General features: G+C 37.0%; 20 protein-coding genes and 1 riboswitch. All 20 genes read right to left on the reverse strand.

Going from position 1 to position 19,233, the window contains the following annotated elements:
• Positions 1-2: 2 nt before the first annotated feature.
• Positions 3-1,361, reverse strand: coding sequence for a bifunctional metallophosphatase/5'-nucleotidase (locus AC3EA5_RS07920; RefSeq protein ID WP_488607829.1), 1,359 nt, complete (start codon positions 1,359-1,361; stop codon positions 3-5).
• A gap of 12 nt (positions 1,362-1,373) precedes the next feature.
• Positions 1,374-2,198 carry a sulfite exporter TauE/SafE family protein gene (locus tag AC3EA5_RS07925; RefSeq protein ID WP_488607830.1) on the reverse strand — a complete coding sequence of 275 codons (825 nt, stop codon included), beginning with the start codon at positions 2,196-2,198 and terminating at the stop codon, positions 1,374-1,376.
• Positions 2,186-3,058: a DUF72 domain-containing protein gene (locus AC3EA5_RS07930; RefSeq protein ID WP_488607831.1), complete on the reverse strand. Its 873-nt coding sequence runs from the start codon at positions 3,056-3,058 to the stop codon at positions 2,186-2,188. The genes AC3EA5_RS07925 and AC3EA5_RS07930 overlap by 13 nt, the downstream gene beginning before the upstream one ends.
• A 716-nt stretch (positions 3,059-3,774) precedes the next feature.
• Positions 3,775-5,172 carry a Fe-S cluster assembly protein SufB gene (gene sufB, locus AC3EA5_RS07935; protein ID WP_488607832.1) on the reverse strand — a complete coding sequence of 466 codons (1,398 nt, stop codon included), beginning with the start codon at positions 5,170-5,172 and terminating at the stop codon, positions 3,775-3,777.
• A gap of 32 nt (positions 5,173-5,204) precedes the next feature.
• The gene (gene sufU, locus AC3EA5_RS07940) at positions 5,205-5,636 is read right to left on the reverse strand and encodes a Fe-S cluster assembly sulfur transfer protein SufU (protein ID WP_488607833.1); all 432 of its coding nucleotides are present in this window, start codon (positions 5,634-5,636) and stop codon (positions 5,205-5,207) included.
• Positions 5,626-6,855, reverse strand: a complete 1,230-nt coding sequence (locus AC3EA5_RS07945; RefSeq protein ID WP_488607834.1) for a cysteine desulfurase — start codon at positions 6,853-6,855, stop codon at positions 5,626-5,628. The genes sufU and AC3EA5_RS07945 overlap by 11 nt, the downstream gene beginning before the upstream one ends.
• Positions 6,855-8,159 carry a Fe-S cluster assembly protein SufD gene (gene sufD / locus AC3EA5_RS07950; protein ID WP_488607835.1) on the reverse strand — a complete coding sequence of 435 codons (1,305 nt, stop codon included), beginning with the start codon at positions 8,157-8,159 and terminating at the stop codon, positions 6,855-6,857. Before sufD ends, AC3EA5_RS07945 begins: the two co-directional genes overlap by 1 nt.
• An 18-nt stretch (positions 8,160-8,177) precedes the next feature.
• Positions 8,178-8,957, reverse strand: coding sequence for a Fe-S cluster assembly ATPase SufC (sufC, locus tag AC3EA5_RS07955; protein ID WP_488607836.1), 780 nt, complete (start codon positions 8,955-8,957; stop codon positions 8,178-8,180).
• Positions 8,958-9,284: 327 nt separating this feature from the next.
• Positions 9,285-9,443 carry a YuzK family famiily protein gene (locus AC3EA5_RS07960; protein WP_488607837.1) on the reverse strand — a complete coding sequence of 53 codons (159 nt, stop codon included), beginning with the start codon at positions 9,441-9,443 and terminating at the stop codon, positions 9,285-9,287.
• Between the two features lie 178 nt (positions 9,444-9,621).
• Positions 9,622-10,146, reverse strand: coding sequence for a hypothetical protein (locus AC3EA5_RS07965; RefSeq protein ID WP_488607838.1), 525 nt, complete (start codon positions 10,144-10,146; stop codon positions 9,622-9,624).
• 101 nt (positions 10,147-10,247) lie between these two features.
• Positions 10,248-11,435 carry a dicarboxylate/amino acid:cation symporter gene (locus AC3EA5_RS07970; RefSeq protein ID WP_488607968.1) on the reverse strand — a complete coding sequence of 396 codons (1,188 nt, stop codon included), beginning with the start codon at positions 11,433-11,435 and terminating at the stop codon, positions 10,248-10,250.
• A gap of 189 nt (positions 11,436-11,624) precedes the next feature.
• Positions 11,625-12,455 carry a MetQ/NlpA family ABC transporter substrate-binding protein gene (locus AC3EA5_RS07975; protein WP_488607839.1) on the reverse strand — a complete coding sequence of 277 codons (831 nt, stop codon included), beginning with the start codon at positions 12,453-12,455 and terminating at the stop codon, positions 11,625-11,627.
• 59 nt (positions 12,456-12,514) lie between these two features.
• Positions 12,515-13,183 carry a methionine ABC transporter permease gene (locus AC3EA5_RS07980; protein ID WP_488607840.1) on the reverse strand — a complete coding sequence of 223 codons (669 nt, stop codon included), beginning with the start codon at positions 13,181-13,183 and terminating at the stop codon, positions 12,515-12,517.
• Positions 13,176-14,201 carry a methionine ABC transporter ATP-binding protein gene (locus AC3EA5_RS07985; protein ID WP_488607969.1) on the reverse strand — a complete coding sequence of 342 codons (1,026 nt, stop codon included), beginning with the start codon at positions 14,199-14,201 and terminating at the stop codon, positions 13,176-13,178. The genes AC3EA5_RS07980 and AC3EA5_RS07985 overlap by 8 nt, the downstream gene beginning before the upstream one ends.
• A 214-nt stretch (positions 14,202-14,415) precedes the next feature.
• A riboswitch (SAM riboswitch) is annotated at positions 14,416-14,522 on the reverse strand.
• Positions 14,523-14,582: 60 nt separating this feature from the next.
• Positions 14,583-14,888: a thioredoxin family protein gene (locus AC3EA5_RS07990; RefSeq protein WP_394190440.1), complete on the reverse strand. Its 306-nt coding sequence runs from the start codon at positions 14,886-14,888 to the stop codon at positions 14,583-14,585.
• Between the two features lie 15 nt (positions 14,889-14,903).
• A complete protein-coding gene (locus tag AC3EA5_RS07995; protein WP_488607841.1) occupies positions 14,904-15,245 on the reverse strand; it encodes a toprim domain-containing protein in 342 nt (113 codons plus the stop codon).
• A 71-nt stretch (positions 15,246-15,316) separates the two neighbouring features.
• A complete protein-coding gene (gene gcvH, locus AC3EA5_RS08000; protein WP_394190436.1) occupies positions 15,317-15,697 on the reverse strand; it encodes a glycine cleavage system protein GcvH in 381 nt (126 codons plus the stop codon).
• A 72-nt stretch (positions 15,698-15,769) separates the two neighbouring features.
• Positions 15,770-16,132 (reverse strand): arsenate reductase family protein, encoded by a 363-nt coding sequence (locus AC3EA5_RS08005; protein ID WP_488607842.1) that lies wholly within the window; start codon positions 16,130-16,132, stop codon positions 15,770-15,772.
• Between the two features lie 78 nt (positions 16,133-16,210).
• Positions 16,211-17,995, reverse strand: coding sequence for an acyl-CoA dehydrogenase family protein (locus AC3EA5_RS08010; protein WP_488607843.1), 1,785 nt, complete (start codon positions 17,993-17,995; stop codon positions 16,211-16,213).
• 53 nt (positions 17,996-18,048) lie between these two features.
• Positions 18,049-19,224 (reverse strand): acetyl-CoA C-acetyltransferase, encoded by a 1,176-nt coding sequence (locus tag AC3EA5_RS08015; protein WP_488607844.1) that lies wholly within the window; start codon positions 19,222-19,224, stop codon positions 18,049-18,051.
• Between the last annotated feature and the right edge of the window lie 9 nt (positions 19,225-19,233).

A 19,233-nucleotide genomic window follows, 5' to 3' on the forward strand; every position in this document is an offset into this window, starting at 1 on the left:
AATTATTTTTGTTTTTTTCCATACCAAATAAAAACGTCTCTCAGAAAATCTGGCATAAAGTAGGCTTTTTTAGCTTCTTTTAAACTCGGAAAAAAGTAACCGAATGTAAACATATCTAAAGTTGCCAATCTGATTAACTTGTTTGGATTTACAAGTTCGTTCTTAATGTACAATTCATTGTCTACAATTTTCATGTTATAAGCAATCATTTTTCCCATTATTGAACCTCTAAATCCAAGACCCTTAATCTCTAGATTTGGCCATTCTTGGTTTAATGACTGATGATATACATCGAGTAACTCTAAATACGTAAGTTCGATTACACACGGATTGATCGGATGAGGTAATATTTGATGCACGTGTAAAGAGGAGACATCTCCACTTTTTAAATCATCGAGAAATATTCCCGCATTGAAAAGGGCACAATCTGCATCACAATAACTCACCATTGCCTCTCCAAAATAAGCCGACAAAGCTGAATCTTGGAACCATTGTTTTTCTAACGTTTCCTTTTGATGAAATTCAAAGGTTTTCATCTTTTCTTTTCCGATTCGTTCGAGTTCAGTCACTTTTTGAAGTTCATGTTGAACTGTTGGCAATTCATTCGCATCGTAAAGAATGGCCTTTTTCTTTCGAATTTCATTTGTAATTAAATCAAAATCGACTGTAACTTGACCAACAAATTGACCGAATTTACCTGCTGCCGCTAGTAACACGTTATCCACTATTTTCCCATCGTGCAATACATGATGTGTATGAGCTCCAAATATAACATCTATTTCAGGGAATTGAGCAGCCATTTTTTCATCTTCATGTATACCTAAATGAGATAAACAAATAAGGATGTCTACATCTTGAGTTAATTGTTCTAGAGACTTTTGTATAGCTTCAAAAGCAGATGTTACTTTCCAGCCTAAACGCTCGTAGAAAGATGAAAATTCCGCTGTTACAGCGATGATTCCGATTTTAGTCCCCTTCGATGTTTGCTTTACAACGTAAGGTTTCACCCAATTTGGTCGATTGCCATTTTCATCAAATAAATTACCCACCACAACATCAAAATGAGCATCCTCATATAGGGTATCAAGGTCATCGTGAGGCAAAGTAATCCCTTCGTTGTTGCCAATGGTAACAACATCATATTGTGCATGATTTAAAAGCTGTGTATTTCCTTTTCCAAGCGTACCTTCAGTGAAAATATGCGACCGGTCAATATGATCACCGATATCAAATGCAAAGCTAGAGTCACCTTCCTCTTGATGCCATTTTTTCCGTGAAGTCAACAAATCGTCAATTCTCGGCCAATGTTGAAAATGACTATGCAAATCATTCGTATGATAAAAATGGATGGTTTCTAGCATTCATTAATCTCCTTACCCGAGTAATCCAGCAACAATTGAACGAATTCCTAGTAATAATAAAATAATTCGAAGTGCGAACACTAATGTTTCCGATTTAATTTTTTGATTTAAGTAAGCACCAATCTTAGCACCAATATAGGCTGCTGGAATAACCGGTATTGTATATAACCAAGGAACATTCCCTAATGAGATATGGCTAACAGAATTGACAAGTGCTGATAGAAAGACCATAAACATCGATGTACCCACCGCCACATGAGGCGGAAATAAGAATAACAAGATCATTGCCGGAACAAGAATTGAACCTCCGCCAATCCCGAATAAGCCTGAAGCAAATCCAACTCCGAAGGTAAGTAGAAGTGCAAACCATATAGGATAGCCATATACAAAAGAGTTACCTTGTGGATCGATAAATGTTTTTTTCTTGCTGTTATCAACAAATATATGTATAGGTTTTAAATATTTTCGTACGAGTAGTAATGTAGCTAATAGAATTAATAGTATGCCAAAATATAAATTGAAGGATGGCAAGTCCAATCCTTTATTCACAATAGCACCAAGAATTGTACCTGGAACACTACCTATAAAGAAAATGGTTCCACTCTGATAATCGACGGTCTTTGACTTCATGTAGGACAAAGTAGAGGCAAGACCAGTGAAAATCATCATAATTACGGACAGTCCCACTACATTTTGTGGTGTAATACCAGGAATTAAACCTAATGACCCTCCAAAAAAAAGTGTGGCAGGGACTAAAATAACGCCTCCACCTAATCCGACTAATGCACCGACTACCCCAGAGAGCAAACCGATGATTGCTAAAATTATATATTCCATTCTGACTCTCCTCCAAATATGTCTAATTGCTTAGGGTTTAAACCTTCATATTGAATATGTAACTTTTTCATGACTTGTTTGGCATTATTAGCAGCATGTCCACCGGAATTATTATTGAATAGAACCGTGACTTTTTTAGATTGTTTAGATAAGTGATGAATGACTTGAACAATTTCATCTAATTCCGCTTCATTGTAATCATACAAGTACCTGATTTCTCGCCATTTTTGTGCATCTCCTGGATTTCGCCAACCATGCACATTGCGACCATGAAGACGAAATAAAGTATGATCCTTACGACTGGCTACAGGCACTAACGGAATACTTCCTTGACCAGATTGTGGTTCATCACAAACTGAATGAATAAATTCATATTCAGTTAAAAACTCAATGGTTTTCTGCCTATATTGCGGCTCATACCAAGATTGATGTCTAAATTCAATGGCGACAGGCATGTCCAAAAATGACTCTTTGAGCATTTTTATGTAGTCCACATTGCCTTTAATACATTCAAACCATGGTGGGAATTGTACAAGAATCATGCTCAATTTTTCTGCTTCGATTAAAGGTGTTAAGGAATCCTTATAACGGGTCATCATTTCTTCTGTTGATTGAAATGGAGATTCCCCTCTTAAATGACCTGTAATGCCTTGATAAGCTTTAACAATAAATTTAAAATCTTGTGGAGTTTCATTAATCCATTTTCTCATATTGCGTTCTGGTTGAACGGCATAGAAGGCAGCATCAAGTTCCACTACTGGAAAGTGTGCACTATAATCCATTAGCTTTTCATGAGATTTGGTTTCTGGTCGATAAACATCGGGATGGTCTCCCCATCCTGTTAACCCGATATGGATCATTTCCACTCACACTCCATTTGTCATTTATCATATCACATTCATTTAACAAACTTGAAAACACAGCTTTTAATATTTCTCTCAAATAATGATGGATTTGAGTCAATTGCTAAATGATAAAATCATTATCTTGTTCCGCTACAGGTGGTCGCTTTCCGCGGGCGGTCCGTGAGCCTCCTCATTCGCTTTGCTCACTGCGGGGTCTCACCTGGACCCGCTATTCCCGCCGGAGTCGCCACCTTCCGCTACACGAACAAAATCTCAAATAATAGTTGTTGAAACTTTTCAGTAAATATATTTATCTAAATTTAAAAGGTGGGTGGGAGATATTGATTCTTTACTACTTTTTTAAGTGTTTTTGAAAATAACTCGAAGATGAAGTTTGATTTCATATAATTTCTTACTTAAAACTTTAAGCTGATTGAAATGGTAGCGGCGACTCCGAGGTGATTAGCACGAGCCTTTAGACCCTGGGCTGAACATTGCGAAGGAAGCGGCTAATTGTAGAACAAAGACTAAAAACGCCACGTCCTGTGGCAACGTCTTTGAAACCAACTTCCTGTTGGCCTCCTCCGGAAAGTGTCCGCTAAGATGAAAATCAGCTACTTTCTAAGAGAGAATGTATATATCAAGTCAACTTTCTCTTCAATTAATTCACTGATCTTCCATTGAATAATAAGAAAACCCCGCCCAAAGGCGAGGTTAAGGATATTCGAAGGTTAGCCGATTGAGCCTTCCATTTCGAATTTAATTAGTCGGTTCATTTCTACCGCATATTCCATCGGTAATTCTTTTGTGAATGGTTCGATGAAGCCCATAACAATCATTTCTGTCGCTTCTTCTTCAGAGATTCCTCTGCTCATTAAGTAGAACAATTGCTCTTCAGAAACTTTAGAAACTTTTGCTTCATGCTCTAACGACACATTGTCATTTAAAATTTCGTTATAAGGAATCGTATCAGAAGTCGATTGATTATCCATAATCAACGTATCACATTCGATATTTGAACGTGCACCTGAAGCTTTAGGTCCAAAACGAACAATCCCACGGTAAGTAACCTTACCACCTTGTTTAGAGATTGATTTAGAAATAATCGTTGAAGATGTATTTGGTGCTAAGTGAATCATTTTTGCTCCAGCATCTTGATGTTGCCCTTTACCTGCAAGCGCAATAGACAATGTCATCCCACGAGAACCTTCACCTTTTAAGATGACCGCTGGATATTTCATTGTTAACTTAGAACCAATGTTTCCATCAATCCATTCCATTGTTGCATTTTCTTCACATACTGCACGTTTCGTTACTAGGTTATAAACGTTATTTGCCCAGTTTTGAATCGTTGTGTAACGGCAATATGCATCTTTTTTAATGATAATTTCAACTACCGCACTGTGAAGTGAGTTTGTTGTATAAACAGGTGCCGTACAACCTTCTACATAGTGAACTGACGCGCCTTCGTCAACAATGATCAACGTACGTTCGAATTGACCCATGTTTTCTGAGTTAATACGGAAATACGCTTGTAATGGCGTATCCACTTTAATACCCGGTGGTACATAAATAAATGATCCACCTGACCAAACTGCTGAGTTTAGTGCAGCGAATTTGTTGTCAGTATTAGGAATTACAGTAGCCCAATGCTTTTTAAACAATTCTTCATTTTCTAGAAGAGCTGAGCCTGTATCTTTAAAGATAATCCCCATATCTTCTAATTCTTTTTTCATATTGTGATAAACAACTTCAGATTCATATTGAGCAGATACACCAGCTAAATATTTTTGTTCTGCTTCAGGAATTCCAAGTTTATCAAAAGTACGTTTGATTTCTTCAGGAACTTCATCCCAAGAAGTTTGTGTCATTTCAGATGGTTTTACGTAGTACGTAATTTCATCGAAATTCAAAGATGACATGTCGCCACCCCATTGTGGCATTGGTTTAGAGTAGAAAATCTCTAAAGATTTTAAACGATAATCCAACATCCATTGTGGCTCTTCTTTCATGTTTGAAATCGTTTGGACGATTTCTTTTGTAAGACCACGTTTTGAACGGAATACAGATACATCCTTATCGTGGAAACCGTATTTATAATCGCCGATTTCAGGCATTTTTTTTGCCATCGTCTTTTCCTCCGTTCTGTTTATGATTGCGTTTAGTCGTTCGATACGCCTTTTTCCATCGCTTTCCATGCTAAAGTTGCACATTTGATACGTGCTGGAAATTTAGCTACTCCGGATAAAGCTTCGATATCGCCTAAATCAATCGAATCGTCGTATTCTTTCCCTAACATCATATCCGAAAATATAGTTGAAAGTTTTAATGCTTCATCAATGCTCTTTCCTTTGACTGCCTGCGTCATCATAGAAGCTGATGACATAGAAATCGAACATCCTTCACCATCAAACTTTGCATTTTCTACAAGCCCGTTTTCAACTTGTAGTGTTAAATGTATACGATCCCCACAAGTAGGGTTATTCATATCAATTGTCACACTTCCATCCTCAAGTGTTCCTTTATTACGAGGATTCTTGTAATGGTCCATGATGACTGTTCGATAAAGCTGATCTAAATTATTAAAAGACATCGTTAAAATACTCCTTTGCAGTGTTCAATCCTTTGACAAGTACGTCAATATCTTCTTCTGAATTGTACACATAGAAACTGGCACGAGCTGTAGCACTTACTTGCAACCACTTCATAAGAGGCTGTGCGCAATGATGACCAGCACGAACTGCAATTCCACGCATATCTAATACAGTAGCTACATCATGAGGATGAACATCATTTAAGTTAAATGTAACGAGTCCTGCTCTTTTTTGAGGATCTTTTGGTCCGTAAATTGTTAAACCATCAATTGTGGACATTCTATCCATTGCATATGCTGCCAAATGATGTTCGTGTTTTTCAATTTCATCTAAACCAATCTCTTCAAGGAAATCAATAGCTGCTGCTAGTCCAACTGCACCCGCAATTATTGGTGTTCCTCCTTCGAATTTCCACGGAAGTTCTTTCCATGTGGAGTCATATAGATCAACAAAATCTATCATTTCTCCACCAAACTCAACAGGCTCCATTACTTCTAATAAAGCCTTTTTGCCATATAAAACGCCAATCCCAGTAGGACCACACATTTTATGTCCTGAAAATGCAAAGAAGTCACAATCCAAATCTTGAACATCAATTTTTATATGAGGTGCAGCTTGAGCACCATCCACTACCATAATAGCACCATGCTCATGAGCAATTTGTGCGATTTCTTTGATAGGATTCATTGTCCCTAAAACATTAGATACGTACATAATGGATACAATTTTGGTCTTTTCAGTAACGGTTTCTGTCACTTTTTCAAGTGATAAGGTCCCATCCTCTTCAAGGTCCACATACTTAAGAATTGCACCTTTAGCCTTCGCTAACTGTTGCCATGGGATAATATTTGAATGGTGTTCCATATACGTGATGACAATTTCGTCACCTTCTTCAACATTTGCTCCACCATAACTTTGAGCGACTGTATTAATAGCTGTCGTTGTACCACGCATGAAAATTATTTCTTCCGTAGACTTTGCAGAAATGAATTTTCGCACCTTTTCACGTGCTCCTTCATAACTTTCCGTCGCACGGTTTCCAAGCGTATGCACACCGCGATGTACATTTGAATTGTCTAATTCATAGTACTTCCTCAAAGCTTCAATCACTTGAATTGGTTTTTGTGAAGTTGCCGCACTATCTAAATAGACTAAAGGATGTCCATTTACTTCTTGATTTAATATCGGAAAATAGCTTCGAATGTCTTTACTGATCATTATCGCACTTTCCTTTCAATAACCTCCGTCAGCTGCTTTTTAACGCCTTCGATAGGCAAAATACTTACAACCGGTGCAAGGAAACCATGAATTACTAAACGCTCTGCATTTTGTTTTGAAATACCACGACTCATTAAGTAATAAAGTTGTAATGGATCCACTCTACCAACAGAAGCAGCATGACCTGCAGTTACATCATCTTCATCAATTAATAATATTGGATTGGCATCTCCGCGTGCTTTTTCATTTAACATTAAGACACGTGATTCTTGCTCAGCATTAGCTTTTGTTGCACCATGCTCAATCTTTCCAATCCCATTAAAGATAGAAGAAGCTTCATCCTTCATAACTCCATGCTTTAGGATATAACCTTCTGAATGTTTACCCCAATGAATAACTTTCGTTGTAAAGTTTTGTTTTTGCTTGCCGCGTCCAACTACAACCGTTTTCGTATCACCATATGAAGCATCACCAACTAAATGAGTAACGTTTTCTGAAATCGTATCTCCGTCATTCATTAATCCTAATGCCCATTCAATACGAGAATTACGATTTGCAACACCGCGCCGGTTCACATAAGTTGTAATCCCTTTATCTAATACATCAACTGCACCATATGTGACAGAAGCATTATCTTCAGCAAATACTTCTGAAATAATGTTCACGATTCCAGTTGCATTTTCTACCGTTGATAGATAGTTTTCTACATAAGTTACCGAGCTATTCGTATCAGCAACAACAATTGTATGGTTGAATAAAGAAGTTTGCGCATCATCAAGCATGAAAACAGCTTGAAGTGGCTCTTCTAAAACAACATTTTTTGGAACATATACAAATACACCACCATTTAAAAGTGCTGCATTTAAACTTGTAAGCTTATGCTCATCAACTTTTACACCATTTGTCATGAAGTATTTTTTAACAAGATCTTCATGATCACGAATAGCTGTTTGAATATCAGTAAAAATAACACCTTTTGATTTTAATTCATCCGAAACTTGGATAAATGCAGGTGTATTATTGCGTTGAATGTAAACACTTTGTTGACCTTCAGTAACAATGGATTTCACTTCTTCTGACAATTCAGCTAATGAAGAAAAGGTTGCACTCTCAACCGAGTGAACTGGGAAGTCAGTAAAATTCCATTTGTCTATTTTTGTTTTATCTGGCGTAGGCATCGGCAAATTCTCAGCCGCGCCTAGAGCACGAATACGGTATTCCGCAAACCAATTTGGTTCTTGTTTTGCAACAGAATAGGAGCGTACATCTTGCTCGGTTAATGCCAATTTCGTTTCAACCGTCATGCTGTTCGTCTCCCTTCCTTACGCTTCTTGACCTACAGTTTCGTCTTCAATTCCAAGTTCATCCTTAATCCAGTCATAACCTTGAGCTTCTAATTTATGAGCTAGCTCTGGTCCACCAGATTTAACTACTTTACCTTGCATCATGACATGAACATGATCAGGAGTGATGTAGTTAAGAAGACGTTGGTAATGAGTAATGATTAAACATCCAAAACCTTCTTCACGCATTTCGTTAATACCATTTGAAACAACTTTCAATGCATCTATATCTAATCCAGAATCGATTTCATCTAAAACAGCAAATTTTGGTTGAATCATCATCATTTGAAGAATTTCGTTACGTTTCTTTTCTCCACCTGAGAATCCTTCGTTTAAATAACGCTGTGCCATGTCTTGATCCATTTCAAGGAACTCCATTTTTTTATCAAGATCACGGATGAATTTCATGATAGAAATTTCATCGCCTTCTTCACGACGAGCATTAATTGCTGAACGTAGGAAATCGGCATTCGTTACCCCAGTAATTTCGCTTGGGTATTGCATAGCTAAAAACAAACCAGCTTGTGCACGCTCGTCAACTTCCATTTCTAACACATCTTCCCCGTCTAAAAGAACTGAACCAGATGTTACTTCATATTTAGGATGACCCATGATTGCAGAAGCTAATGTTGATTTACCAGTTCCATTAGGTCCCATAATTGCATGTATTTCATTTGTATTAATTGTTAGATTTACCCCTTTAAGAATCTCCTTGCCATCAATGGCTACATGAAGATCTTGAATAACTAAAGTCGACATTTTACTACCTCCAAGTGTTATAAATGAATGAAAAAACCATTCTTAATTTATTATCATTCTAATCTTAACTGAAATTTAGAGCCCATGCAAATCTTTTAAACCCTATTAAAAATACTAAGTATAAGGTTTAAAAGTAAGAATTTCACTAGAATTAGCACGTTTTATAAACTCATTTTTAATTTTAACGTCATTTTCATTCAATCATTTCTAATTGAGAACAGATTTCAATTCTTTTTCTCGTTTTTTCGACATTCATAAACAGCTAACTATTTTGGATTTGTACAAAAAAAGCCAGTGAACAGAGTCCACTGGCTTTAACATTATGATTTATAAATCACGGTGTACTTGTCTTTCTAATCGAGCCACTACTTGTTGACCTAATTCATAGTCACGATCACGATTCATTTCGACACGCATACGTAATTCAGCATTATTTTGATAATCAACATAACCAATTCCGTGAGTGCTTCTAAAAGCTTGATCCATTCTCTCGGTAAACGTGAAGTCTAGTGATTGGATAGTAAATCATTCCTTTCAAATTTTCAACTTTTTTTGTAGTTGTTTTCTTTCACATTAGTATGTATACCCAAGCAAAACGTTACTAAACATTTTTATTTTATAAAAACAAAAAAAAGCTGCCCGATTGCTCGGACAACTTTTTTTCTTAAAGTGATACTTCTTTTAAAATACTTGAAGGTGCTAATTCAGCTTCTTCTAAAAGTACATTTAGTTCAGCATCTGCTTCTTCAAATTTTGCGTTTGCTTCATCTAATACAACTTCTCCTTCAGAAGCTAATGCTTCTGATTTCATTGTATAAGATTCTTGCATTTTCGATAATGCGCTAGCAATTTCTTTTTCTTGTTCAGAAAGTGTTGCTGGAATTTCGATTGATTGAACTGCTGCAAGTGTTTCGTCAGCAGATGTTTTTGCAGCTGCTTTCATAGCTGTTAATTCTTCGCCTTCAGGTAAAGCGTCTTTTCCTTGAGCAAGTTCAAAAGTATTCAAATCAGCATCAGCTTGGTTGATTGTTTGTGAAATTGATAAGTAAAATTTCATGAAATCAATTGTCGTATCTGTTTTTTCTTCTTTAGGTGAAGCATTTGTAGTTGTTGTAGCTTCGTCCTCATTAGATCCACATGCAGCAAGAATCATTGAAGTTGCAGCAAGTAATAAAAGTAATTTTTTCATAATATACCGTCTCCTTTAATATCGTCTATGACGCTTTGTTATCCTATCATAGTAAATTTGACCTGTAAACAAAACGACGAATAGTCGGAATAGACGTAATATTAAGATTCAGTTTTCTCTAATACCTTTGATTTACCTCGAGTAAATCGATCAACAATCATGGATAATGCGCCATCACCAGTTACATTTGCAGCTGTACCAAAGCTATCCTGTGCTAGGTAAAGTGCAATCATTAATGCAACCATTGTTTCGTTAAAACCTAGCATTGAACTAAGTAATCCAATCGCTGCCATAACAGCTCCACCAGGAACTCCTGGCGCAGCAATCATTGTAATACCCAGCATGAAAATGAATGGAATAATTTTTGTGATTTCAATGCTTTCTCCATTTAATAAAAGAACCCCGATCGCACAAGTTACTAGTGTAATCGTACTTCCTGATAAATGTATGGTAGCAAACAAAGGAACTGTGAAATCGGTCACTTTTTCAGAAGCCCCAGTTTTGCGTGCTTGTTTTAAAGTTACAGGGATAGTTGCTGCGGACGATTGAGTTCCAAGAGCCGTAAAATACGCAGGTGACATGATTTTCATTAATTTAAATGGATTTTGTTTATTTAAAGCTCCTGCGAATGAATATTGTAGGATTAACATTGTAAAGTGTAAAAGAATAACAATCACAAAGACAACTGCAAATACAGAAAGGATCTTCGCAACTTGTCCGCCAAATGTCATATTCATAAAGATTCCAAAAATATGTATTGGGAGTAATGGAATAATGACGTGATTGATTACTTTTTCAATGATGACGTTAAATTCTGTAAAACCTTTTAATAGAACATCACTCTTTGTAGCGGCCATTCCAATTCCAAATATAAAAGCCAATAATAAAGCACTCATAATACCAAAAGTTGGAGGCATATCAACTGTGAAGAAAGCAGTTGCTAAAAATTCTTCAGGATTTTCAAAAGATCCTACGGCATTAGGTTTAATAAAGTTTGGCAACACGTTCATGCCGACCACTAGTGCTAGGAAACCTGCTACTAATGTCGATGAATAGGCGAAAAATGTTGCTAACCCTAAAAGTTTTCCTGAGCCTTTGCCTAATTGCGCTATTCCAGGAGCAATAAAAGCAATAATAATTAATGGCACAACGAAACCTAAGAAGTTACCAAACAAACCATTAAAGGTTGCAAGTAGACGTACTAAACCTTCAGGCGCAAAAGACCCAATAAGAATTCCTAGTGCAATTGCTAGTGCGATTCTTGCAAGTAAACCAATTTTTATCTTCATCATGATGTCCTCCTCTATTGTACAAGTGTTCTCTCTAGAAAGATAAAAACACTTTAACACACCTACTTGTTAAAGTGAACGTCTTATAAAATAGGCGGAATAATCAATTTTTACAGCATTCTAACTCTGTCAATCAATTTATTCATCCACAATAAAAGACGCCGAAGTTCTCGGCGTCTTTACATATCTTTATTTCACTGGTACGACAGAGCCGCCCCATTCTTCTAATATAAAGTCTTGAATTTCTTTAGAAGTTAACACTTCTACTAATGCTTTAATTTCTTCGTTATCTTCATTACCAGATTGAACGGCAATAATATTTACATAAGGTGAATCTGTATTTTCAATCGCAATTGAATCCTCTAAAGGATTAATACCAGCATCAATTGCGTAGTTTGAGTTAATCAATACTGCATCACCTTCTTCGTTCTCATATAATTGAACAAGAAGAGCAGCTTCGTACTCTGCTTCGAATTGAAGATCTTTTGGATTGTCGACAATGTCTTTCACTTCAGCTTTTGTTTTATCAATGCCTTCAGCAAGTGTGATTAAACCTTCAGCTTCTAACATCGATAGAATACGTCCATGATCAGCTACTGAGTTACTAATTAGAATTGACGCACCGTTTGGAAGTTCTTCTAAAGAATCATATTTTTTTGAATAAACACCGATTGGCTCAATGTGAATTCCACCAGCATTTTCAAATTCATACCCGTGGTCTGCGATTTGTGACTCTAAGTAAGGTACATGTTGGAAGTAGTTTGCGTCTAAGTCGCCATTTTCTAAATCTTCATTTGGAAGGATATAATCTTGATATGTTTCAATCACAAGATCGATTCCCTTCTCTTCAAGCAACGGTTTTGCTTGTTCTAAAATTTCTGCATGAGGCACATTCGAAGCACCTACAACTAATTCTTTGTTTTCTCCATTAGAACCTGATGTTGAATCACTATCTGTTCCACATGCCCCTAATGTTAACGCACTTACTGATAATAATATTCCTGCTACAAATTTCTTCATGATTTGTCTCTCCCTTTTTTCTAATTTATATGTGAACGAGACTACTCGTTGGCACCAATCTAACGTTTGTCTGCTCTTGTTGTAATCGTATCGCCAACCCACTGGACGATAAACACAATGATGAGGATGAGTACTGTTGAAACGAGAACTACATCTTCTTGACTTCTTTGAAATCCATCTAAGTATGCTAAGTTACCTAATCCGCCAGCACCTATAATGCCAGCCATAGCTGTATAACCCACTAAAGCAATAGCTGTAACTGTAAGGCCAGATAGTAATGCGGGTAATGATTCTGGCAATAAAACCTTCCAAATGATTGTGGAAGTTTTTGCTCCCATCGAACGAGAAGCTTCAATGACGCCTTTATCAATTTCACGTAAAGCAATTAAAACCATTCGTGCATAAAAGGGTGCTGCGCCAATAATTAGTGCTGGTAGTGCGGCATTTGCTCCCCGAATCGTATCTAACAGAAACTTCGTAAACGGGATTAGCAAGATGATTAAAATAATGAACGGGATGGAACGAAAGATATTTACAAACGCGCCAGTCAACCAATAAACCATCTTATTTGCCCATACTTGATGTGGACTCGTTAAGAAAAGCAAAACCCCTAAGCCTAGTCCAATCACAAATGTGAAGCCTGTTGCCATTGCTGTCATATATAAAGTTTCAAGTGTTGCTTCCCACATTTTGTCCCAGTCAACATTCGGTAGAAGGTTTTCAATCATGTGAAATCACCTCCGTTTGAACTTCTTGATCATGTAAGTACTTAATCGCTTCATCAATAGCTCTCGCATCGCCATCAAGTTGTAAGTACAAGGTTCCATATGCACCGTTTTGAGTTTGTTCAATATTGCCTTGAACAATATTCACTTCTACTTGAAATTGCTTAATTAATCGAGATAAGATTGGCTGCTCTGTCCGATCTCCAACAAAAACTAATTTGACTAATTTCCCTGTAGGGTATTGTTCTTTTAAATGAGCAATTGTTTGATTAGCTGTTACGTTTCCACTAATTTGTGAAACGAAACGTTTCGTAATCGCTTGCTTTGGAGCTTGAAAGACTTGAAGAACGTTTCCTTGTTCAACAATTTTGCCAGCCTCCATTACGGCAACACGATGGCATATTTTACGAATCACGTGCATTTCATGTGTAATCAATACAATGGTCAGACCAAGTCGATTATTGATATCAACTAATAATTCTAGAATTGAATCAGTTGTTTCAGGATCTAAAGCTGAGGTAGCTTCATCACACAACAACACTTCAGGTTGATTGGCAAGTGCACGAGCAATTCCGACACGTTGTTTCTGACCACCTGACAGTTGAGATGGATAGGCTTTCTCTCTACCGGTTAACCCTACAAGCTCGATTAATTCTTTCACTCGCTTTTGGCGCTCTATTTTACTGATTCCAGCTATTTCTAGCGGGAATGATATATTGTCTTCTACAGTTCGTGACCACAATAAATTAAAATGCTGGAATATCATGCTAACTTTTTGTCTTGCTAGACGGAGTTGATGACCTTTACTAGCTGATATGTTTTGACCATTCACTGTTACTGAGCCTTCAGTAGGCTTTTCTAATCCATTCAACAAACGTATCAATGTACTTTTCCCAGCACCACTGTAGCCAATGATTCCAAAAATTTCGCCTTGATTTACTGTTAAATTGATATGATCTACTGCCTTTAATTTACCATTCGTTGTTTGAAACGTTTTCGATAGATTCTCCAATACAATCATCATACTCACCTCTTTTATTCCTATAATTTTTAGTATCTTCTGCGATTGCTTAATCATTAAGGAGCACTTGTGACTTAATATTGCTATTCCTCTGCGTATCCCTGTTAGTGTTCCTCTCAACCAACAAAATTATTTATTTGAGGAAACAAAAAAGCCCCTTCTGCAGACAAGCAGAAGGGACATAAGCGCATAGATATATATACGTCAGACCATTCTCTCATCTATCAAAGCAATTGCTTTGAGTGATTTGGCACCATTTCACAAATTGTGACGGTTGCTGGGTTTCATAGGGCACTATCCCTCCACCTCTCTTAATAAGAGCAACGATATTAAATTTTTAAGTACGAATGATAATGTAACATGTTCAATTTTCTTCGTCAATTATTTTCTTTTTAATTTTTCGTATAAATAAGGTACTGAGTGAAATGCATATATTTTTTCACGAACTTTTCCCTGCTCAGTTATTAATAAACAAGGAACACTTTCAATTTGATAATCAGCAGCCAATGACTCTACAAAATTCAAATTCGCTTGACCAATCTTAACGTCTACCATCATTTCTTTAACAACTGACAGCATTTTTGAGGCAACTTGACAGGTTCCACACATTGGCGCGTACAAGTAATATGCTGTCATTTCTTCGCTCATTGAAGTAGTTTCCCACTCTTCTCGAGTCCATTCTTCCATAACTATTACATCCTTTTAACCGCAAAATTCTTTTTTTACATCAATATGTGCATTTAATAATATTGAGGCTAACACTTTTAGAGGGGTTGTGGCAACTTCTTTAAATTTTTCATCTGTATATAGATGTCGTGCTTCAGGAAACGCTCGTTTGCAAATTTGTCGGAGTTTTTCACCTGAAGCATCCGCATCTGCGAATATAAATATCTCATACTCTTCGTAAGGAGTTAATAGTTCTTCTATTTTAGTTGGACTGGCAGTTCCATTTGTACAAATAATCTCAAGTGGTTCTGCTAATACCATATTGATTCTGAGCTTGTCTGATCTTCCTTCAACCACAATCACTTTATCACTACTCATCCTCTTCACTCCTAAATTAAATTCAGTGTAAAGAAAAAACGCCGAAAAGTGATCGGCGTTTTTTAAGTCTATTACTCTTTAGTCATTTCTTCATATTGCTCTGCCGTCATAAGTGCATCCACTTCAGCAGTATCTGTAGGCTCAACTACGATCATCCATGCATTTTCATATGGTGATTCGTTTACATATTCAGGGCTGTCTTCTAATTCACTATTCACTTCAATTACCTTACCGCTAATTGGTGCATAAAGTTCAGAAACAGTTTTAACAGATTCAACACTTCCGAAAGGTTCGTTCGATTTAATTTCATCGCCTACTTGTGGTAGTTCAACGAATACGATGTCACCAAGTTCTGACTGTGCAAAATGTGTAATTCCGATACGTGCTTTACCATCTTCTACTTTAACCCATTCGTGTTCTTCAGAGTAACGTAAATCTTTTGGTGTGCTCATATTATACCCCTCCACATATGTAATCTTTTCAATTTCAGTTTGACATATTCACCGACTAAAAACAAGATATGTTCAAACTCTTTTCCAATTCTCTGCGAAATCTGAATCCTTAAATCCAACCGTTACTTTCTCACCATCTGTCACGAGTGGTCGCTTAATAAGCATCCCGTCAGAAGCTAGCATTTCTAACTGTTCATCATCTGACATAGTCGGGATTTTATCCTTTAAACTTAACTCTCTGTATTTCATGCCACTCGTATTAAAAAACTTTTTAAGTGGAAATCCACTCGTTTCTACAATTTTTTTCAACTCTTCTTTTGAAGGCGGAGTTTCAACTATATGTACATCATGATACTCAATTCCTTCAGCATTTAACCAAGACTTTGCTTTTATGCACGATCCACAATTAGGATATCCATAATACGTAATAGCCATTATTCTACCTCCTATTTTTATTTATGATATCAAAAAAGAAACCCGAACGCCTCATCAGAAGCGGTCGGATTTGGTTATTTAGACAATATACTTTTCTGCATCAATAATTTTCACTGATGCTTCACGTTTTTTAGCAATTACATTGTAAGGAGTTGAACGAGTTAATTTACGAAGAGCTGAAAGCATCATACGTAAGTTATCTCCTTCTACTGCTGCGATTAATGTTTCCTTCGCGTCTTTTTCAATACACTCGAATGCTTCTTGACAGAAAATTTGTGTGTATAGAAGTTTTTGGTTCGCTTTTTCAACACCATCACGTTGAATCGCTTTTTCTGTACGCAATACAGCTGATTCCATCGCGAATAAATTATTAACGATATCAGCAATGTTTGCTAATACTTCTTGCTCAGTTTCAAGCTTAGCACCATAACGTTGAGCCGCTAAACCAGCAGCTAACAAACCAATTTTCTTGGCATTTTGTACAATTACTTTTTCTTGAGCTAATGGTGCGTCCTCGATTTCCTCAGGCATCATCATTAATAACTCTTCTTGAAGTGCTTTTGCTTTTTGAAGAAGTGGAAGTTCACCTTTCATCGCTTTTCGAAGGAAAGTTCCAGGGATCAACAAACGATTAATTTCATTTGTACCTTCAAAAATACGGTTAATACGTGAATCACGGTAAATACGTTCTACTTCATACTCTTGCATAAAGCCATAACCACCATGTAATTGAACCGCTTCATCTGCAATGTAATCTAAAACTTCTGTACCAAATACTTTATTGATTGAACATTCAATTGCATATTCTGCAATCGAAGCTGCAATTGCTTTACCGTCTTTTTGTTCTTCCGCACTTAATTGGCTCATACGATCTTCGAAATAACCAACTGTACGATAGATTAAGCTTTCAGATGCATATAAGCGCGCTGCCATTGTAGACAATTTTTCTTTTGTTAAATTGAAAGACGAGATCGGTGTTTTGAATTGTTGACGTTGGTTTGTATAAGCAACTGTTAATTCAAACGCACGTTTAGAAGCACCAACTGTACCTACTCCCAATTTGTATCGCCCAATGTTTAAAATATTGAATGCAATCACATGGCCACGGCCAACTTCACCAAGTAGGTTTTCTACTGGGATTTGAGCATCTTGAAGAATTAAAGTACGTGTCGAAGATGATTTAATCCCCATTTTCTTCTCTTCCGCACCAACAGAAACACCATCATATTCACGTTCAACGATGAATGCAGAGAAATGTTCTCCATCAATTTTTGCATAAACAACAAATACATCAGCAAATCCTGCGTTTGTAATCCATTGCTTTTCGCCGTTAAGTACATAATGAGTACCTTCTGCATTTAACTTAGCAGATGTTTTCGCTCCTAAAGCATCTGATCCTGAACCAGGTTCTGTTAATGCATACGCTGCAATCAATTCCCCAGTTGCAAGCTTAGGTAGGTACTTTTGTTTTTGTTCTTCATTACCAAAAAGAACGATTGGTAGTGAACCAATTCCAACATGGGCACCATGAGTAATCGAAAACCCACCAGCTTTTGACATTTTTTCAGCGATTAAAGCGGAAGAAATTTTGTCTAATCCAAGGCCATCATATTCTTCAGGAACATCAGCACCAAGAAGACCTAAATCTCCTGCAGATTTTAATAGTTTTACTGAGTGTTCAAATTCATGGTTTTCAAGTTTTTCAATGACAGGAAATACTTCATTATTCACATACTCTTCTGTTGTTTTAGCAATCATTTTATGTTCATCTGTAAAATCTTCTGGTGTGAATACGCGATCTAAAGCCACGTCTTCTACTAAAAAGCTTCCGCCCTTAATCATATTCTCAACTGAATTCGTCATGTTTAGTTCCTCCTATTATATAAATCTTGGCTAATCTATTTTTCTGACAATTATTAAAGAATTTCAAATACTCCAGCAGCACCCATTCCGCCACCAATACACATCGTAACAACACCAAATTGTTTGCCTTGACGTTTTAATTCGTGAATCATTTTGATTGTTAAAATTGAACCAGTTGCCCCTAGTGGATGACCTAATGCAATAGCTCCACCATTGACATTTACTTTATTAATATCAATTCCTAAATGACGAATAACTTGAATCGATTGTGATGCAAATGCTTCATTAAGCTCCCAAAGATCGATATCTTCAATTGATAAGCCAGCGATTTTAAGCGCTTTAGGAATAGCCACAATTGGTCCAATTCCCATTACCTCAGGAGGTACTCCACCAACTGCAAATGATCGGAATTTAGCAAGTGGTTTTAACCCTTGTGCTTCCGCAACTTCACGATCCATAACAAGTAGTGCACCCGCTCCATCAGAAGTTTGTGACGCGTTACCAGCTGTTACAGTTCCACGAGCATTGAATGCAGGTCGAAGTTTCGCAAGAGTCTCCATATTCGTGCCTTCACGAACACCTTCGTCCATTTCGAACATAAATATTTTTTCTTGTGGCTTATTGTTTTCATCCACATATCGTTTTGTTACTTCAACTGGTACGATTTCATCTGCATATTTACCAGCTGCGATTGCAGCTGCAGCATTCGCATGAGAACGAACAGCAAATGCATCTTGATCTTCACGGCTAATTCCATACTTCATGGCAACTTGCTCAGCTGTATGACCCATCCCCATATAATATTGAGGTGCCGTTTCTGCTAATTTAGCATTTGGTCGAATCGTATTCCCCATCATCGGAACCATACTCATCGATTCAACTCCACCAGCGATAATCGCTTGAGAGTGTCCTAGCATAATACGTTCTGAAGCATACGCAATCGATTGCAAACCTGATGAACAGAAACGATTGATTGTAATTGCAGGAGTTGTATCTGGTAATCCAGCTAAAGCTCCAATATTACGTGCAACGTTCATACCTTGTTCAGCTTCTGGCATTGCACATCCTAGAATTAAATCATCGATTGGACCATCATATCCGCCAGCTCTACGTAATGTTTCTTTAATGACCAATGCCCCAAAATCATCAGGACGAACTGTTGCTAAAGAGCCTTTTTTCGCTTTCCCTACAGGTGTTCTTGCACCTGATACAAGTACTGCTTCGCGCATAAGTTTTCC

This window comes from Paenisporosarcina sp., from assembly GCF_057785155.1.

Coding starts and splice junctions, on each gene's coding strand:
- AC3EA5_RS07920 (WP_488607829.1), bottom strand. CDS start 1,361: ATGCTAGAAACCATCCATTTTTATCATACGAATGATTTGCATAGTCAT.
- AC3EA5_RS07925 (WP_488607830.1), bottom strand. CDS start 2,198: ATGGAATATATAATTTTAGCAATCATCGGTTTGCTCTCTGGGGTAGTC.
- AC3EA5_RS07930 (WP_488607831.1), bottom strand. CDS start 3,058: ATGATCCATATCGGGTTAACAGGATGGGGAGACCATCCCGATGTTTAT.
- sufB (WP_488607832.1), bottom strand. CDS start 5,172: ATGGCAAAAAAAATGCCTGAAATCGGCGATTATAAATACGGTTTCCAC.
- sufU (WP_488607833.1), bottom strand. CDS start 5,636: ATGTCTTTTAATAATTTAGATCAGCTTTATCGAACAGTCATCATGGAC.
- AC3EA5_RS07945 (WP_488607834.1), bottom strand. CDS start 6,855: ATGATCAGTAAAGACATTCGAAGCTATTTTCCGATATTAAATCAAGAA.
- sufD (WP_488607835.1), bottom strand. CDS start 8,159: ATGACGGTTGAAACGAAATTGGCATTAACCGAGCAAGATGTACGCTCC.
- sufC (WP_488607836.1), bottom strand. CDS start 8,957: ATGTCGACTTTAGTTATTCAAGATCTTCATGTAGCCATTGATGGCAAG.
- AC3EA5_RS07960 (WP_488607837.1), bottom strand. CDS start 9,443: ATGGATCAAGCTTTTAGAAGCACTCACGGAATTGGTTATGTTGATTAT.
- AC3EA5_RS07965 (WP_488607838.1), bottom strand. CDS start 10,146: ATGAAAAAATTACTTTTATTACTTGCTGCAACTTCAATGATTCTTGCT.
- AC3EA5_RS07970 (WP_488607968.1), bottom strand. CDS start 11,435: ATGAAGATAAAAATTGGTTTACTTGCAAGAATCGCACTAGCAATTGCA.
- AC3EA5_RS07975 (WP_488607839.1), bottom strand. CDS start 12,455: ATGAAGAAATTTGTAGCAGGAATATTATTATCAGTAAGTGCGTTAACA.
- AC3EA5_RS07980 (WP_488607840.1), bottom strand. CDS start 13,183: ATGATTGAAAACCTTCTACCGAATGTTGACTGGGACAAAATGTGGGAA.
- AC3EA5_RS07985 (WP_488607969.1), bottom strand. CDS start 14,201: ATGATTGTATTGGAGAATCTATCGAAAACGTTTCAAACAACGAATGGT.
- AC3EA5_RS07990 (WP_394190440.1), bottom strand. CDS start 14,888: ATGGAAGAATGGACTCGAGAAGAGTGGGAAACTACTTCAATGAGCGAA.
- AC3EA5_RS07995 (WP_488607841.1), bottom strand. CDS start 15,245: ATGAGTAGTGATAAAGTGATTGTGGTTGAAGGAAGATCAGACAAGCTC.
- gcvH (WP_394190436.1), bottom strand. CDS start 15,697: ATGAGCACACCAAAAGATTTACGTTACTCTGAAGAACACGAATGGGTT.
- AC3EA5_RS08005 (WP_488607842.1), bottom strand. CDS start 16,132: ATGGCTATTACGTATTATGGATATCCTAATTGTGGATCGTGCATAAAA.
- AC3EA5_RS08010 (WP_488607843.1), bottom strand. CDS start 17,995: ATGACGAATTCAGTTGAGAATATGATTAAGGGCGGAAGCTTTTTAGTA.
- AC3EA5_RS08015 (WP_488607844.1), bottom strand. CDS start 19,224: ATGCGCGAAGCAGTACTTGTATCAGGTGCAAGAACACCTGTAGGGAAA.